The following is a 16,917-nucleotide window of genomic DNA, read 5'->3' as shown; positions in this document are numbered from 1 at the left end:
GGCAGTCCCGCGCATCACTTCTTGGCGTGGCCGTTGCGCCAAATCTCGCGGCCCAAACCGAGGGCCAAAACCAACGCGCTCGTATACCCAAAAAAGCCGATGACGGGAATGCCGAAAATGACCGGCTCGATCTTGGCGTAATAAACCACCGACGAGCCAATGAACAGTCCGGCGATCACAATTGCCATCGACATGCGGTCGACGATGCCGCCCACACGGCGCAGCACCTGCTCACTGCCAAGGACCTGCATGTTCATCTTGAGCTGGCCGCGGGTGAGCATACGCGACGCCAAGCCGAGCTGCTCCGCCATTTCGAGATGACCCTTGAGTGCCCGATAGGAGGCTCCCGCGAGCTCCTCGGCAGCCTCCTGCGCACGACGGTACGAGCTCTTTTCATGTCGAATGTGGTCGGTGATGATCTCGATCATGTTCACATCGGGCATGTACTCGGTGAGCAACCCCTCAAGCGTCACCATGCCACGTGCGAACATCGTCACCACGCTGGGCAATTCCACGTCGTTCTTGCGCGCCAAGCTGATGAGCGACGTGAGGAACTCGCCGATGTCCAGGTCCTTCAAATCCAGACTGGCGAAATCAGCGACGATGAAATCGAGGTCCGTCAAGAAGGTCGAGTGATCGAGCTCCGATGAGTCCCCACGCGTCACCGCGAAGCGCATGAGCGAATCCTTGAGCTTAGGGACGTCACCCGACGCAACGGCATAGATCATGTCCTTAACGATTCCGCGGTCATGGCTCGACATGCGACCGACCATGCCGAGGTCGATGAAGTAGACGACCCCGTCTTTCACGATGATGTTCCCTGCATGGGGGTCCGCATGGAAGAAGCCGTCCTCGAGCACCTGCGTGGCGTAATCGTCCACAATGGACGCCCCGACCTTCTCGAGGCTATAGCCCGCTTGGACAAGAAGGTCGGGATCGGCAATGGAGATACCGTCCACATAATCCATAACCACGATGTGCTCGGTGCAGTACGAAAGGTAGGAACGCGGGCAGGATATAGACGACGAACCCTCGTGAAAGCGATGGAAGTCATCGAGGTTGCGGGCCTCCATGAGGAAATTCGTCTCCTCGCGAAACGACTGCCACAGCTCCTCGACCACGCCCTTGAGGTCGATGAACTGATCGGTTTTCACAAAGCGCGACGCATGGCGCACAATCGAACGCATGATGTCGATATCTTGAGCCATCACCTGTTGGGCACCGGGACGCTGCACCTTGATGGCAACGTCTTCGCCAGTCACGAGCGTGGCACGATGCACCTGTGCGAGCGAGGCGCTGCCCAAAGGCCTACGGTCGATATGGGAGAAGATCTCGTTGAGGGGGCGACCGTACTCGGCGACGAGGCAATCATGCACCACGGCAAACGGCACCGGCTCGACATTCGAACGCAAACGGCGAAGCTCGTCGCAGTATTCCTGCGGTAGGATCTCCGAGCGATTCGCCAGAATCTGCCCCATCTTGACGAACATGGGGCCAAGGTCCTCGAGCATGCAGCGCAAACGGCGCGGCGTGATATTGTGCCATGCCTCGTATTTCCGCACTATGCCGAGAATCTCGCCAATGCGCTTGCGACGTCCCTCGGAGGAAAGCTTGAATTCCTCCGAGGGGGCCATGGCCTCAGGCTCCTCGGGGAACAGGTCGACCGCACGCGGGGTGCGCCAAGAAGCCCTCAGTGCCTCCTCAACGCCCTCCAGGTTAACCGTGTCGTCGGGACGCAGCGGTATACCCGCCGCCTTGGTCGCAGCGGGCCCGCGGGCATCCCGTTCTTGTTCCACTTCGCTTGCCATATCGGTTTCTCGCCTATTGCGCGTCTCGAGCCTCGTCCGCACCTGGATCGGCTTCGTCGGCGTCGACAACGACAGCGTCCTCGACCTCGACGGTCACCGTATCGTCGTCGACCGAGTCGATGAGGTCACGCACATGCGCCATGAACTCGACGCGCTCGGTCTTGGTCAACAGGCGCACGCGAGCGAGAATCAGCTCGTCAAGCACGCGCTCCGCTGCCGTTGCACCCCGCTCGCTCAGACGCTCGGTGACATCGGAGAAGGTGCCGCCGGCCTGCTCGAAAATATCGGACATGGAGCGCGCGAAATCGGGAGTTTCTCGATCATGGCGAACCTGCTCACCGCGCGAGTTAAGGTCGCGCAGCACCTCTTCACCACGGGCGTTCAGATCCTCAAAGATCTCCTTGCCCTTCTCGGCCGTGACGGCGGCGGCGCCAAAACCGACATTGACCATTCCATTAATGAGCTCCTCGAACTTGGTAGCCATGAGAGCCTCCTTGCTCCTCTTTTGTGCGCATGGGCGCATCCAGATGAATCCCTTGTACCCAAAACACGCCAAAGGGGACAAACCCTTTGGCGTGCGAAAAGCTAACGCTCGTTGTCGGACATCGCGAAACCGTTCTTCATCGCACAGCTCGTGGTATAGAGCACGGTCGCGAGGAGCTTCTCAGTCTCGCCCTTGAGAGTCTCACAAAGGTCCTCATTCGCACGGGCAAGGGAGGCGGGGATATCGGCGTTTGCGAGGTCAGACACGGCTCGGTCTGTCTCGCGAAGCATCCTGTGACCAAGTGCGCCGACCTTCTCTTGGTACGACTCGACCTTGGCGGACGTCTCGTGGAAGCGTGCGTCGGCCAAGGCGGCGATAACGCGATTTGCCCAGTAGAAATTCTCCGTGGTCACACGCTCCGTGGTGTTGGAGAGATACGCGGGGAACTCATCCACATTTGCGTACAGCGCGACCAGGGCATTAAACACGTTCGAACCGAAGGCCATCCATTGGATGCAGCGCAGAGGCTCCGCCACGTACGGACGAATCTGCAAGACAGCAAGCTGGCTATTGCGATTGATGCCGATTGGACGATAGGCGTTGCGGCTCGCAGGAGTTCCCTTGGAACCGTAGCAGTCGTACGGCGTGCCCTGGAAGTGGGCGGAAAGAACGTACTTGACGTCCTCTATAGTGACTTTGCGCTCGGGCACGCGGCTCCACGGAATATCATCCGACTCCGGGCTGAACGGCGCATCCGAACCGTCCCAGCCGTCGCGAGGATTGAGGCAGCGTTGCATGTACCAGGCGCGCGGCGTGTTGTAGACATGGTCGGAATCTGAATGGGAGCCAAAAGCCTCGCGTGGATTGAAGATCTCGCCGGAGATCATGCCTTCGCGCACGTCGGCGATGAGGTCCATGAGGTCGGCGACGTACTCCTCATAGGCGTCCGCCTCGTCCTCATCCAAGTCTTCGAGATCCTCATCGAAATACTCCTCGTCGAGAATGTCCTCGGGCTCAAGGCGATTCGCGTTCGTGAGGTTCAGGTGGTTCTCGGACATCCACTGGCGAAGGTCGGGGCTGGCCATGTGCTCGACTTGCTCGCCCTCAGCATCGAGAAGATCGAAATAGTCGATACCGAGCTGGTTGGGCATGGTGACGTAGGCGTCATCGGGCACACGCTTGGCGATCCAGTGGTGACCACCAATGGTCTCGAGCCACCAGATCTCATCCTCGTCAGAAAACGCGATACCGTTCATCTCGTAGGTGCCATACTGCTCGAGCAGGGAACCCAGACGCTGCACGCCCTCACGGGCGGTGCGAACGTACGGCAGGACCACGGTGACGAAATCCTCTTCACCCAGGCCACCGGGAACGGCGGGCACGTAACCCTCCTCGCCCTCAGTGCCCTGAGCGGGGATATACTCGACAAGTGGATCAGCTCCGAGCACGCGCTCGTTGCTCGTAATCGTCTCGGTGGCGCTCATGCCCACGTTGGCGGTGTTGAAGCCCGCAGCTGCCCAAACGCCATGCCCCGGAAGCGCATCCGGAACGCTCGAGTAGCGCATCGGATTATCCGGGAGCTCGAAGCTGAGGTGGGAAAGCACGCTCGTATACGTCTTGGGCTGCTCCTCGGGATGCACCACCTTCATCTTCTTGGGCTCGAACTGTCCGTTCGGCGAGTCCTCGTTACGTGCGACGATGGTCGAACCGTCGTAGCTCGCGTTTTTGCCGACCAGAATAGTAGTACAAGCCATTAGTCCTCCAAACTATGTTGCAATTTTGCGGCGAGCACCACATTGCTCATGAGCATGGCGCGCGTCATAGGGCCCACGCCCCCCGGAACGGGGGTGATGGCACCTGCCACGAGCTCGGCGGAGTCGAAATCGACGTCACCGCAGAGCCTGCCGGCCTCATCGCGGTCCATACCCACGTCAATGACGGCGGCGCCGGGTTTGATCCACGGCCCCTTGATCATCTTGGGAATGCCGCACGCGGCGACCAAGATGTCGGCGCTCTGGCAAATCCGTGCGAGCTCGCGGGGGTCGGTGTGCGAGTGGGCCACGGAGATGGTGGCGTTCTTGGCGAGCAGCATGAGCGACATGGGCTTGCCAACGATAGACGAGCGGCCCACGATCACGGCGTTCTTGCCCGACGGGTCTATGCCATATGCCTCGAGCATCTCCATGATGCCCGCGGGCGTACAAGGACGCAAGCCGGTAAGACCGCGCACGAGCCTGCCGAGGTTCTCCGGATGAAAGCCATCGACGTCCTTTTTTGGATCGATTGCGGCGACGACCGCCTCCGCATCCAAGTGACTCGGCAGCGGCATCTGCACGAGGATGCCGGCGATATCCGGATCGGCATTGAGACGCACGACGAGATCCATGAGCTCCTCTTGCGTCGTTTGCTCGGGAAGCTTGAAGTCCCGCGACGGGATGCCGCACTGCTCGCAGTCGCGAAGCTTAGCACGTACGTACGTGGCGGAGCCCTGGTCGTCCCCCACGAGCACCACAGCCAGGCCACAGGCAATCCCCTGCTTGGTCAGGCCCTCAACCTCGGCTGCCGCGCGGTTGCGCACGTCGGCAGCAAGTTTCTTACCATCGATAATCGTCGCCAATGAAGTCGCTTTCTCTTAGATAGAATAATCAGACCGCGCGCATGCCAAGGGGCGCGCGCCAAAAGGGTACGTCCCCCAATGGCATGCGTGCCAAAGGGATACGTCCCCCTTTGGCACGCGCCACCTCATACATCCACTAGAACAGGCCGGAAATCACGCCGTTATCGTCAACATCGATATTCTCGGCTGCGGGGACCTTGGGCAGGCCGGGCATGGTGAGGACATTGCCCGTAAGCGCCACGACGAAATGCGCACCGGCGCTCACCTTGAGCTCGCGCACCGTAATGCGGAAGCCCTCGGGCGCACCGAGGAGCGTCGCCTGGTCGGTGAAGGAGTACTGGGTCTTGGCCACGCACACCGGCAGGTTGCCGAAGCCGTTGTCTCGCAGTTCCGCGAGCTGGCGCTTGGCAGCGGGCGTGAAGTCAACGCCGTCGGCATGGTAGACCTTGGTGGCGATCGCCTCGAGGGCGTCGGCGACATCGGCGCCATCCTCGTAGGCGAAGCGGAACTCGCTCGGCTCCTCGACCAGGCGCATGACCTCGTCGGCGAGCTCGAGCGCGCCCTCGCCGCCCTTGGCCCACACCTCGGACAGGCGCACGTTCACGCCGAGCTTCTCGCACTCCTCGGCGATGAGCGCGAGCTCCGCCTCGGTGTCGGACGGGAAGCGGTTGATGGCGACCACGCAGGGCAGGCCATAGACGTTTTGGATGTTCTCGACGTGACGCAGCAGGTTGGGCATACCGGCGCGCAGGGCGTCGAGGTTCTCGGTGTTGAGGTCGGCCTTGGCAACGCCGCCGTTGTACTTGAGGGCGCGCGCGGTGGCCACCACCACGACGGCACTCGGACGAATGCCCGTCATGCGGCATTTGATGTCGAGGAACTTCTCGGCACCGAGATCGGCGCCAAAGCCCGCCTCGGTGATGGCGATGTCGCCGAAGCGCATGGCCATGCGGGTGGCCATGACGGAGTTGCAACCGTGCGCGATGTTGGCAAACGGACCGCCGTGCACGAACGCCGGGGTATGCTCGAGCGTCTGCACCAAATTGGGCTTGAGGGCATCCTTGAGCAGAGCCGCCATGGCGCCCTGGGCCTTGAGCTGGCTGGCGTGCACGGGCTCGCCGGTATAGGTGTAGCCCACCACGATCTCGCCAAGGCGCTGCTTGAGGTCGGAGATAGAGGTGGACAGGCACAGGATCGCCATGACCTCGGACGCGACGGTGATATCGAAACCATCCTCACGCGGAACACCCTGGGCTTTACCGCCCAGCCCGTCGATAACATGGCGAAGCTGGCGATCGTTCATGTCGACAGCGCGTTTCCAGGTGATGCGCTTGACGTCGATGCCGAGGGCGTTGCCCTGCTGGATGTGGTTGTCGAGCATGGCGGCGAGCAGGTTGTTCGCCGCGCCAATGGCGTGGAAGTCGCCCGTGAAGTGCAGGTTGATGTCCTCCATGGGAACGACCTGCGCGTAACCGCCGCCGGCGGCACCGCCCTTCACGCCGAACACGGGGCCGAGCGAGGGCTCTCGCAGGGCCACGGCGCTCTTGACGCCGCGACGGCGCAGGGCATCGGCCAGGCCGATGGTCGTGGTGGTCTTGCCCTCGCCCGCGGGCGTGGGGTTGATGGCGGTGACGAGCACGAGCTTGGCCTCGTGGTCGGAAGGCTCGTTCAGCAGCGAATAGTCGACCTTTGCCTTGTCGAAGCCGTACGGGATGAGGTGCTTAGGATCCACCCCAGCGGCCTCGGCGACCTGCTGGATGGGCCACGGTTCAACGGAATGGGCAATCTCGATGTCGGTCAACATGGCAAGGTCCCTTCTGCACGAGGAATAACTTGTTCAGCATAGCACGGGCATGAAGCTCAGAAGCGTCACAAGGCAATCGTCTCCAGGCCCAGATGCTCAAAGGCAACGGGCGTTGCCATGCGTCCCTGCGGAGTGCGGACAATCAGGCCGCATTGCAGCAGATAAGGCTCATAGACGTCCTCAAGCGTGTTGGCGTCCTCTCCCGTGGCACTCGCCAAAGTGGACAAGCCCACGGCACGACCGCGAAACGTTTTGCAGAGCATCTCGAGAATGCGGATGTCCATCCAGTCGAGACCGAGCTCGTCAATCTCGAAAAACGCCATGGCCTCTTGCGCAATAGCGAGGTCGATGCTCCCGCCTCCCCGCACCTGAGCGTAATCGCGCACGCGCTTGAGCAGGCGATTCGCCAAGCGCGGCGTGCCGCGGGAGCGTGAGGCGATCTCCTTTGCGGACTCACGGTCGATATCCACGGACAAGATGGACGCGGAGCGACACACGATATCGGCAAGATCCTCGATGCCGTAGTAATCGAGCCTGAACGAAATGCCAAAACGGTCGCGAAGGGGACCCGTGAGCATGCCCGAACGCGTAGTGGCGCCCACGAGGGTGAAATGCGGGATGTCCAGACGAATGGACCGAGCTGCCGGACCTTTGCCAATCACGATATCGAGGGAGAAGTCTTCCATCGCCGGATACAAGATCTCCTCGACCTGACGGTTAAGGCGATGGATCTCGTCGATGAACAGCACGTCACCCGGCTGCAGGTTGGTGAGGATCGCCGCAAGATCGCCCGTACGGGCGATGGCGGGTCCGGAAGTCGTCTTGATCTGCGCGCCCATCTCATTCGCGACGACCGCCGCCAACGTGGTCTTTCCCAAGCCGGGGGGACCGGAGAATATCACGTGGTCAAGACTCTCGCCGCGTGTTTGAGCCGCCTTGATGAGAATCTTCAGACTCTGCTTGATGTGCTCCTGCCCGCAATAGTCATCGAGACGCTGCGGACGCAGGCTGCGCTCGGCATCGAGATCATCGGAGGTAAGCTCACCAGTCACGAAGCGCTCACCCTCCCCATGGGCATTCCGCGCCGCCGGCGCATCGGCCCATAGATCGGTCGATTCATCCACTTCCCACATCATGCATCCATTCCAAGGCGTTTGAGCGCCGCGGCCAGCAAATCCTCGACGCGCATATCCCTGCCATCATACCCGCCTAACGCCAAGGAGACTTCCGAAGGCGTAAAGCCCATCGATAGAAGTGCAGAGGTGGCGTCGTCCATAGGAGAGGTGGCCGCCGGGGCGGCGAGCCCGAGTGGAAGTGGGATGGATCCGGGCACCTCTGAGCCGGCGAGGCTACGGTCTTTGGAGAACACGCCCTTGAGCTCGAGAATCAGTCGTTGCGCGGTCTTTTTCCCCACGCCGGGCACCGTCGCCATGCCCTTGTCGTCCTCGGTCATGACCAGTGTGTACAACTGCGGGACGCTGAATTTGGAGAGCACGGCGAGCGCGAGCTTAGCGCCCACGCCGCTCACCGCGACGAGCTTGTCGAACATCGTCCGCTCGTCCTTGGAGGCAAAGCCGAAGAGCGTGCAGGAGTCTTCGCGCACGACCATGCGCGTGTACAGGCGAACGTCCCCGCCCACCCCGGGCAGAGCCGCGGCGGTCGTGCCGGAGATGCCGAGCTCGAATCCCACGCCGTTGACATCGATGACGACCATGCTCGGCGTGGCCTCGAGCACGCTGCCATGAAGTTGAGAAATCATGCGTACGGGTTTCCCTTCTGTTGAGCGAACACGCCGCCGGTCAGCACTTGAGTGCGTTGCAGATGCGCATGGCACACGGCGCACGCGAGTGCATCGGCGGCGTGATCGGGCTTGGGATCGTGATCGAGGTGCAAAAGCGTACGGACCATGTAGGTCACCTGGGCTTTATCTGCCGATCCGGTGCCAACCACCGCCTGTTTGATTTGCATAGGGGTGTACTCCCCCACCTCAACCCCGCAAAGCGAGCAGGCCACGAGGGCGGCACCGCGTGCATGGGCGGTCGGGATGGCGGAACGGACGTTGGCCCCGAAGTATATTCCCTCAACAGCCGCCTGCTGGGGGTGATAACGGTCGACAACGGCCGTCAGCTCATCGGCGATGCGACGAAGGCGGGCTGCCAAATCCGACCCGGAAGAGGTCTCGATGCAGCCATAGGCACGACACCGCACCTCACCTCGGCGCTCCTCGATGATGCCCCAGCCGGTATTCGCCAAGCCCGGATCGATCCCCAAGATGACCATGCGCCCCCTCCCGCTGTTCGAACGTTTGTTCTACTATAACATGAGCAGACACGGCAGTACGCTAAAAACTCGCGCAGCCTCAGTTCAAGGAGAAGAAGCTGAACCCGCTGGTGGGTGACGCGCCGGGCCCTTCGGAGCCCTCTCCAGATTCCGCCATGCGTCGGAACAGCTCGCGCAGATTGCCCTCCATTTCACGCAGCTCTTCGCGCATGCGCTCCTGGCTTTCCTCACTCATGAGCTCTGCCTGTTGCTCGGGCGTGAGCCCCAACATCTCGCCGAGCATTCCGAAAATCTCGCCACGCGCCTGCTCGCTGCGCTCCGAGCCCTTCCGCTCCATACGACGGTACTCCGCTTCGGCAAAATCTGAGGCGCGCAGGCGCTCCTCACCACGCGTACCCATGTCGGACCAGGCAAGCTGCACAGGCCAAAGTCGTTCGGTGAACCCACGTGCCGAGACGATGGGCGCAGGTGGCAGCATCCGGCGACCGGATTCATTGTGGCGCACAAGCATAAGCAGCAGAGCGGATGCCTCGGGAGAAATCGTTGACAGGGGTAGGGAATCGATGGCAGCGTTGCGATCGACGTGCGCCTCGAGCGTCGCATCGATTTGAGCCGAATCGATCGACTCCAGCAGATGCCGGGCACGCTGATCAAGTGCCTCGTCTATGTTGAGCTGGCCAATCGCGTCGCGCACAATCGTGGCTTGGACATGGGAGACCGCCTCGGATCCCATCAGCCGATTGGGAAGTGCAGATGAGACCCGCGCATGGAATTTGGCAACCCACTCGAGCGCGGAGAGATATACGTCGCCAAAAGGCGCGAGGCAACATGGTTGAAGCGTTGCGAGCGTGTTCGCGCGCAGGGCGTAATCGGTCTTGGTGAAGGGAGCGAGCACGAGGGCAGAGAGCTCACGGGCCGTATCCGCCAACAAAAGGGCGTCGATGCCGCGGCGCATGCCCGAGTCGTCAGGAGCCGGAACGTCACGATCGACAAGAAGCGTCGCGCTCGGGGCGGTCCGTTCGAGAAGGCGCATGTGGAGTCCCGTGGCGACCTCGCGCGCAAGGGCAGAGCGCTCGGCTTCGGCCACCTCCTGTGCAGAGGTCAGGGCGTCTTCATGGCCAACAAGCAAGCCGAGGACGTTGCGCGGCCCCAGCGCATCGACCGCCAAAACGGCGAGCAGGCTACTCGGAAGATCGCCGGCAAGAGGCACGATCACGCGTCCAAACCCATGGGCGGCGACGGCGTCGCGCACATGCAGGCGAAGGGCCTCCCATAACCAGATCTCCCGGCGGTACATGGGCAAATCGTGCAGTGCCGCCGCATCCACCATCACCCCGCGCCGCACCTCCTGGACAAGGAGGGCTTCCTCGAAACAGGGGGCCTGCGCGACCACACGGCCACCGTCATCCATGACGAAGGAACCGCCGGTGTACACGGCGTCATCATAGCCACCCAGGGGCTCCATGCAGGCGAACCAAACACCCGCCCGCTCGACCTCGGAACGAAAACCGCCCTGCGACACCGAGGCGACGGCCGTGGTAGATGGATCGGTCATGTCAAAGCCATTCACCGGGAAGAAGATGACCATATCGCACCCGTTTGGAATGGAATCGAGGTCGCGCGCGGCATCGAAGGTGGCGGCTATCCTCGTGCCGGCAACTTCGAAGATCGGGGGGCTCCATGGCGATACGGGCAGAATCTCCTGATGCCGTACCATCGTGAGGCGCAAGGGAACGACGCGGCCCTTCCTCAGCATGAAAATCTCGAACAGCTGACCCGACTCGAGTGCGAGAACGGCGGGCGCCAGGCACGCCATTCCCAAGTCGTCGGCGACGCGGGCGAGGCGTTGCAGGACGCATAGCAGATCGTGCTCGAAGTCAGCGCTCTCGACGAGTGTGCCAGGCGTGACGCCGCAAAAGAGCGGCGAAGGCAGGCAGAGCAGGTCCGCGCCCGCCTCATGGGCGATGGCGAGCTGTTGCTCAACGCGCGCGCAGATGCCATCCAAGTCGCCGAGACGAGCATGTATCTGCGCAAGTGCGAGTTTCATCTGCGAAATCCATCTTTCTTGTTCGTGAGTTCCCCGACTGCGTGTCGGGACATTGCGTGCAACCGAGTATACCCTCTTGGAAGTTCGCAGCCGTACGACAAAGGACCTGGCCCCCTCAGTGCCCCCATCCGACGGACGGCGATGCACCATGAGGGCCAGGCCCCTGCATCAAACTGACGACTAAGAGAGCGAGTCCTTAGAACTCAGCCTTCCACAGGCCGTGAAGGTTGCAATAGGCGTAAGCGATACCGGTCTTGGCCCCGCCGGCGAAGAAGGTGGTGGGAGCCTGGCCGGGCTTGAGGTAGTGAACCTCCAAGCGACCGGCGGCCTCGAGCGCAATCCACTCGATGTAGTGCTCGGCCTCCATGGGATGCTCGACCTCGCCCACGGTCACGTTAAGGACATGGCCCTCACGCTGCACATCGATTACAGGGACGTGCTTCTCAGTGGCGGCGTCCACCGAGTTCGCGACGACCTCGGTATACCCCGCGGGCGCGACCATGTCGGCATCGATGGCGGCGAGGAACTTGCCCGTCTCATCATTCTTGAAAAACGTTGCCATATCAGTAGATCCTTTCAGACTTCGTTGCAGATGCAATCTAAGGATAGTATGCCCAAATATGCTCCACCGTAACGCGTCGTCCTGTCGGCTTCGGCGCATATCATCCGCTGCTCGAACAGTCCTGCTCACGACGAAGCGCCACAGGCGCTTCTGTTCGTGCGGAACTCGCGACGGACGATATGCGCCGAAGCCGACAGGACGACCTGAACGCAAAATGCATCATTGCACCTGACCACTGGGAACACATAAGCCAAGATGTCAATTGCCGCATGAACGCGCAACCGCGAGCACCCAGATCGGGCCATATCGTCCCGCGCGCAGTTCCGCACGAGCCGAAGGCCCCAGTGGGGCCTTCGCGCGAGCTCAGGACTGTTCGAGCACGGGATGATATGGCCCGATCTGGGCGCTCGCGGACTCCGGCGGCGGCTGGGACTAGATCACCGTTACGCGGCCCTTGTTGCCCACGATGCCCTTGACCTCGGCAATAAGCGGAATCGAGCGCGCATTGACTCGCGTGGGAATCTCGGCCCGCATGGTCTGCCCGTCGCCCTGCTCGATGAAAAGCTCGACGCGATCTCCACCGGGATTGGTGTTCAGCACTGTCGCCAAACGCGCCATGTTGGACTGCGAGAACCGGGCACTCGGAATCATGATCTCGAACACCTTGGGACGATTGCTCTCGTCGTTCAGCACGAGCGGCTCGATCTCCTGCGCGATGATTTGATCGCCGCGGTCGGAGCGTTCGAGCTTACCCTTCACACGAATGAAGGCGTCGGAGAGCTGCGCTCCCGTCTCAGGGTCCACCTCGCCGTAGAGATACCCTTCGCATTGCTTGTACGTCTTGGGGAAGATGACGACCGTCGCCTCACCCTCCATGTCCTCGAGCTGAACAATCGCCATGGGGTCGCCGTTCTTGGTCACACGCTTGCCCACGCTCGACACCATGCCCGCCCACCAGTACGGTTTACCCTCGGGAATCTCCTGGTTCACGGCGTTGCCCGTGGGGCCCATGGTCTCAAAACCCGTGTCGATCTGCGAAAGGGTGAACTCGCGCGCCTTCGCCAACGCGTACTCGTACGGGCGCAACGGATGGTCGGAGACGTAAATGCCCAAGACTTCCCTCTCGAAAGAGAGCTTCATGTGGCGGTCCCACTCCTGCCCGTCGGGCTCGGGGACGATGACCTCAAAGCCCGACCCCTCGACGTCACCGAAGACATCGAACAGCGACGTCTGACCCGCCGCGCGGTCCTTTTGGCGCTTCACCGCGGCGTCGATGATGTTCTCGGGGTTCTCGCGATCGACGAAGTGCATGAGCTGACGACGCGGATACCCCGTCGAATCGAAGGCACCACCCTTGATGAGGGCCTCGATCACGCGGCGATTCGCCTGACTCGAATCCACGCGTTCCACGAAGTCGTGCAAGTTTTTGAAGGGCCCACCCTTCTCGCGCTCGGCGATGATCGCCTCGGTCACACCCTCGCCCACGCCGCGGATGCCCGCGAGGCCAAAGCGCACTCCCTCGGCGGTCGCCGTGAACTCGGTGCCGGATTCGTTGATGTCCGGAGGCAGGACCGCGATGCCGTCGTGGCGACACGCCGAGACGTAATGCACAATCTTGTCGGTCTTGCCGGTGTAGGAGGTGAGCACCGCCGCCATGTACTCGTTGGGGTAATGGGCCTTGAGCCAGGCGGTTTGCATGACGAGGATGGCATAGCCCGCGGAGTGGGACTTGTTGAACGCGTAGGACGCGAACTCAAGGACGTCGTCCCAGATCTTTTGGGCTGTCTCTCGTTTGTAATCGTTGCGCACCGCGCCGTTCATCCAGTGGTCGTAGATGGTCTCCTCCTCGCCATCGGACCACTTGAACACCTGGTCGGTGAGCATCTTGATCTTCTTTTTGGCCACGGGTTTACGGATACGGGAGTCACTCTCGCCCTTGGAGAAGCCGCACATCTCGACCGAGATGAGCATGACCTGCTCCTGGTAGACCATCGTGCCGTAGGTCTCGCCCAAGATGCCGTCAAGGCGAGGGTCGTAGGAGACCGCCGCCTCCTTGCCGTTCATGCGGTTGATGTAGCTCGCGACCATGCCCGCGCCCAGAGGGCCCGGGCGGTACAGGGCGATTAGAGCGACCACGTGCTTGTACTCGGTCGGCTTCATGTTCTTGATGGTCGCGGTCATGCCCGCGGACTCGACCTGGAACACGCCGGCGGTGCGGCCCGCGCACATGAGCTCGAAGATCTTGGGGTCGTCGAAGGGAATGGCGTCCACGTCGATGTCGATGCCGAAGTTCTTCTTGATGTTGGCCTTGGCCTTGGAGATGACCGTGAGGGTGCGCAGGCCCAGGAAGTCCATCTTGAGCAGGCCCATATCCGCAACCGTATGGCCCTCGTACTGGGTGATCTCCACACCGCCCTTGGTATCGAGCTTGGTGGGCACGTGCTCGTTCACCGCGTCGCGGCAGATGAGCACCGCGCATGCATGAACGCCCTCGCCGCGCGTGAGGCCCTCGATGGACAGCGCCGTGTCGATGATGCGGCGGGCGTCCTCGTCCTTCTGATACGCCTCGACGAAATCCGGGCTGTACAGGTCCTCTTTGCCAGGTTGCTTCTCAAGCACCTGCTTGAGCTTGACGCCGGGATCGCTCGACACCATCTTGGACAGGCGTTGGCCCATATAGACCGGGTAGTCGAGCACGCGCGCAGCGTCGTTGATGGCCTGCTTTGCCTTGATGGTCGAGTACGTGATGACGTGGGTGACCTTCTCGGGACCGTAGAGCTGGCGAACGTGCTCGATTACCTCGAGCCTTCGCTCATCGTCGAAGTCCATATCGATATCGGGCATCTCAGTTCGTTCGGGAGAGAGGAACCTCTCGAACATGAGGCCGTTCGATAGCGGGTCGAAGGTGGTGATGTCCATGGCGTAGGCGACGAGCGCGCCGGCTGCCGAGCCACGGCCCGGACCCACGCCGATGCCGTTTTGCTTTGCCCAGCGCACGTATTCTGCCACGATGAGGAAGTAGGCGGCGAAACCTTTCTCGCAGATGACTTTGTATTCAAATTCGAAGCGCTCGCGGATGTCAACGCCGCCGATCTCCTTGCCGTCCCAATCGTCGCCGTAGCGCTTGGCCAGACCCTCCTCGCACTCGCGACGGAACTGGCTCTCATGGGTCTCGCCGGGATCGAGCAGCGGGTAGTTCGGCAAGATGATGCTGTCCCAGTCGAGCTCGACGTTGCACTTCTCCGCGATCTCGAGGGTGTTGTCGCACGCCTCGGGGCAATAGGGGAACAGCGCGCGCATCTCCTCCTCGGTCTTCATGTAGAACTCGGAGCCCTCCATGCGGATGCGGTTGGGGTCGTCGATCTTGGAGTTCGTGCCGATGCACATGACCACGTCCTGGACCGGCGCGTCGTCACGCGTGAGGTAATGGAAGTCGTTGGTGGCGATGACCTTGACGCCCACCTGGCGGGCGATCTCGATAAGGGTCTTGGAGAGCTCCTCGTCGGTGATGCCGGAGTCGGTGGTAATGCCGTGCTCCTGGATCTCGATGTAGAAATTGCCCGGCTCGAAGGTGTCGCGGAAGGTCTCCGCCCACTCGATCGCCTTGTCCATCTCGCCGCGGTCGATGCACTTGGGGATGATGCCCGCGATGCACGCCGAGCTCGCGATGAGGCCCTCGCGGTGGCGGCGCAGATTGTCCAACGTCACACGCGGCTTATAGTAAAAACCCTGCACGGCGGCCTCGGAGACCGTCTGCATGAGGTTGACGTAGCCCGTTTCGTTCTGTGCGAAGAGCACCATGTGGTAGAGCTCGGGCTTGCGGTCGCGCGCGAGCGTCTCGTCGGGGGTGAAATAGACCTCGCAGCCAAAGATGGGCTTGATGACCAGCGGTGGCTTGAGCTCATCGATGTTGCCCTGGGCATCCCACATCGCGAGGTCCTTCATATGCTGCTCGTACCCGCGCGGATCTTTCTCGGAGTCGGGGCACTCGAGCTCGTCGCGGCAGCCCTTCTCGAGGAACGACTTGTCCTTGCTCCATACCTTGTACTCAGGCGTGCCGTGGTTAATGGCGTCGCAGGCGAGGCCGAGCTCGGGGACGCCGTACATGTAGCCGTGATCGGTGATTGCCACGGCGGGCATGCCAAGATCGACCGCGCGCTTGACCATGTCGCCGATGCGCGTCGCGCCGTCGAGCATGGAGTAGACGGTATGGTTGTGCAGGTGGACGAATGCCATGTGCTATGGCTCCTAACTGATGTGCTGAGAATATCCTCGAGGCCCTTCGACCCCATTTCGAACGCTATTGATTCTAACCGAGCGAGCGGACAGAACGCATGTGCGCCCCCGGCTCGTGGAAGGCACACAGTGTGTTCGATTACGCGACCGGGGGCGCGAGGGCAAACGGTAGCACAAGTAGCAAAAACTTCGCGATTTGGGCGTGCGGCAGAAATCTTGGAGACCGGGGCCTCCGTCCTTAGGCCGCCAGCCCCAGCGACCTCCGGTACTCCATCGGGCTCATCCAGCCCAGCGCCTCCTTCGGGCGCTCCTCGTTATAGTAGCGGAGCCACGCGTCGAGGCTGGCCATGAACTCCTCGGCGGTGACCCCGCCCCAGTCCCTGCAGTGGAAGAACTCGCTCTTGAGCCTGCCGAAGAACCCCTCGCACGCCGAGTTGTCCGGCGAGCACCCCTTCGCCGACATCGAGCGCGTGAGCCCGTGCTCCTCGCATATCGCGATCCAGCCGGGCCAGCGGTAGTGCCCGCCGCGGTCGGAGTGGACCCAGGGCGCCTCGCCCGGCGACAGCGTCGCGCAGGCGCGCGCGAGGCTCGAGTTCGCCAGCTCCGCGTCGGGCGAGGTGGAGATCGACCACGACGCCAGGCCGCCGTCGAAGCAGTCCAGCACGGGCGAGAGGTAGACCTTGGGCTGCCCCGGGGCCGGCAGGCGGAACTCGGTGACGTCGGTGAGCCACAGGAAGTTCGGCAGGCCGGCGCGGAAGTCGCGCGCGACCAGGTTGGGCGGCGCGTCGGACACCTCCCCGGCGTAGCTGCTCCACCTCCTCGGACGCCGGAGCCGCGGGACCTCGAGCCCCTCCTCGCGCATGAGGCGGCGCACGGTCCGCTCGCCGCACGCGATGCCGCGGGCCGCGAGCCTCATGCGCAGGTAGCGGTAGCCGCGCGAGCCGCCGACGGCCTCGAACTCCTCGGCGAGCGCCGCCCGCGCCTCGGCCCACCTGTCCGGGGCCGCCGCGGCCCTCCGCGCGTAGTAGTAGCTCGACGGCGGGATCGCGAGCCTAGATGTCAAAGAGCTCAAGGAATAC

The 16,917-nt window shown here is 62.2% G+C and carries 12 protein-coding genes; all 12 read right to left on the bottom strand.

The genetic code is table 11. From position 1 onward, the window contains the following. Positions 1-14 precede the first annotated feature (14 nt). Positions 15-1,808, bottom strand: a complete 1,794-nt coding sequence (locus Q5Q88_RS08800; RefSeq protein WP_302743036.1) for an AarF/ABC1/UbiB kinase family protein — start codon at positions 1,806-1,808, stop codon at positions 15-17. A gap of 13 nt (positions 1,809-1,821) precedes the next feature. Next, positions 1,822-2,292 (bottom strand): hypothetical protein, encoded by a 471-nt coding sequence (locus Q5Q88_RS08795; RefSeq protein WP_302743034.1) that lies wholly within the window; start codon positions 2,290-2,292, stop codon positions 1,822-1,824. Positions 2,293-2,393: 101 nt separating this feature from the next. Then, a complete protein-coding gene (locus tag Q5Q88_RS08790) occupies positions 2,394-4,046 on the bottom strand; it encodes a C69 family dipeptidase (RefSeq protein WP_302743032.1) in 1,653 nt (550 codons plus the stop codon). Beyond that, entirely contained in the window at positions 4,046-4,909 is an 864-nt protein-coding gene (gene folD / locus Q5Q88_RS08785; RefSeq protein ID WP_302743031.1) for a bifunctional methylenetetrahydrofolate dehydrogenase/methenyltetrahydrofolate cyclohydrolase FolD, read from the bottom strand. Before folD ends, Q5Q88_RS08790 begins: the two co-directional genes overlap by 1 nt. 136 nt (positions 4,910-5,045) lie before the next feature. Beyond that, on the bottom strand, positions 5,046-6,713 hold the full coding sequence (locus tag Q5Q88_RS08780; protein ID WP_302743030.1) for a formate--tetrahydrofolate ligase: 1,668 nt from the start codon (positions 6,711-6,713) through the stop codon (positions 5,046-5,048). Positions 6,714-6,778: 65 nt separating this feature from the next. Further along, positions 6,779-7,846, bottom strand: coding sequence for a Holliday junction branch migration DNA helicase RuvB (gene ruvB / locus Q5Q88_RS08775; RefSeq protein ID WP_302743038.1), 1,068 nt, complete (start codon positions 7,844-7,846; stop codon positions 6,779-6,781). After that, positions 7,846-8,472 carry a Holliday junction branch migration protein RuvA gene (ruvA, locus tag Q5Q88_RS08770; protein ID WP_302743029.1) on the bottom strand — a complete coding sequence of 209 codons (627 nt, stop codon included), beginning with the start codon at positions 8,470-8,472 and terminating at the stop codon, positions 7,846-7,848. Before ruvA ends, ruvB begins: the two co-directional genes overlap by 1 nt. Further along, a complete protein-coding gene (gene ruvC / locus Q5Q88_RS08765; protein WP_118653069.1) occupies positions 8,469-8,993 on the bottom strand; it encodes a crossover junction endodeoxyribonuclease RuvC in 525 nt (174 codons plus the stop codon). Before ruvC ends, ruvA begins: the two co-directional genes overlap by 4 nt. 79 nt (positions 8,994-9,072) lie before the next feature. Next, a complete protein-coding gene (locus tag Q5Q88_RS08760; RefSeq protein WP_302743026.1) occupies positions 9,073-11,040 on the bottom strand; it encodes a hypothetical protein in 1,968 nt (655 codons plus the stop codon). 196 nt (positions 11,041-11,236) lie between these two features. Then, on the bottom strand, positions 11,237-11,602 hold the full coding sequence (locus Q5Q88_RS08755; protein ID WP_294159771.1) for a desulfoferrodoxin family protein: 366 nt from the start codon (positions 11,600-11,602) through the stop codon (positions 11,237-11,239). A gap of 432 nt (positions 11,603-12,034) precedes the next feature. Then, the gene (gene dnaE, locus Q5Q88_RS08750; RefSeq protein ID WP_302743024.1) at positions 12,035-15,838 is read right to left on the bottom strand and encodes a DNA polymerase III subunit alpha; all 3,804 of its coding nucleotides are present in this window, start codon (positions 15,836-15,838) and stop codon (positions 12,035-12,037) included. Positions 15,839-16,076: 238 nt separating this feature from the next. Further along, on the bottom strand, positions 16,077-16,917 hold an 841-nt coding region (locus tag Q5Q88_RS08745; protein WP_302743022.1), incomplete at its 5' end, for an IS3 family transposase.

Origin of the sequence: uncultured Collinsella sp., from assembly GCF_959026545.1 — a bacterium.
Taxonomy (GTDB): domain Bacteria; phylum Actinomycetota; class Coriobacteriia; order Coriobacteriales; family Coriobacteriaceae; genus Collinsella.
Note: the sequence above shows the minus strand (reverse complement) of the source record. Positions and strands in the feature narration are given on the sequence as shown.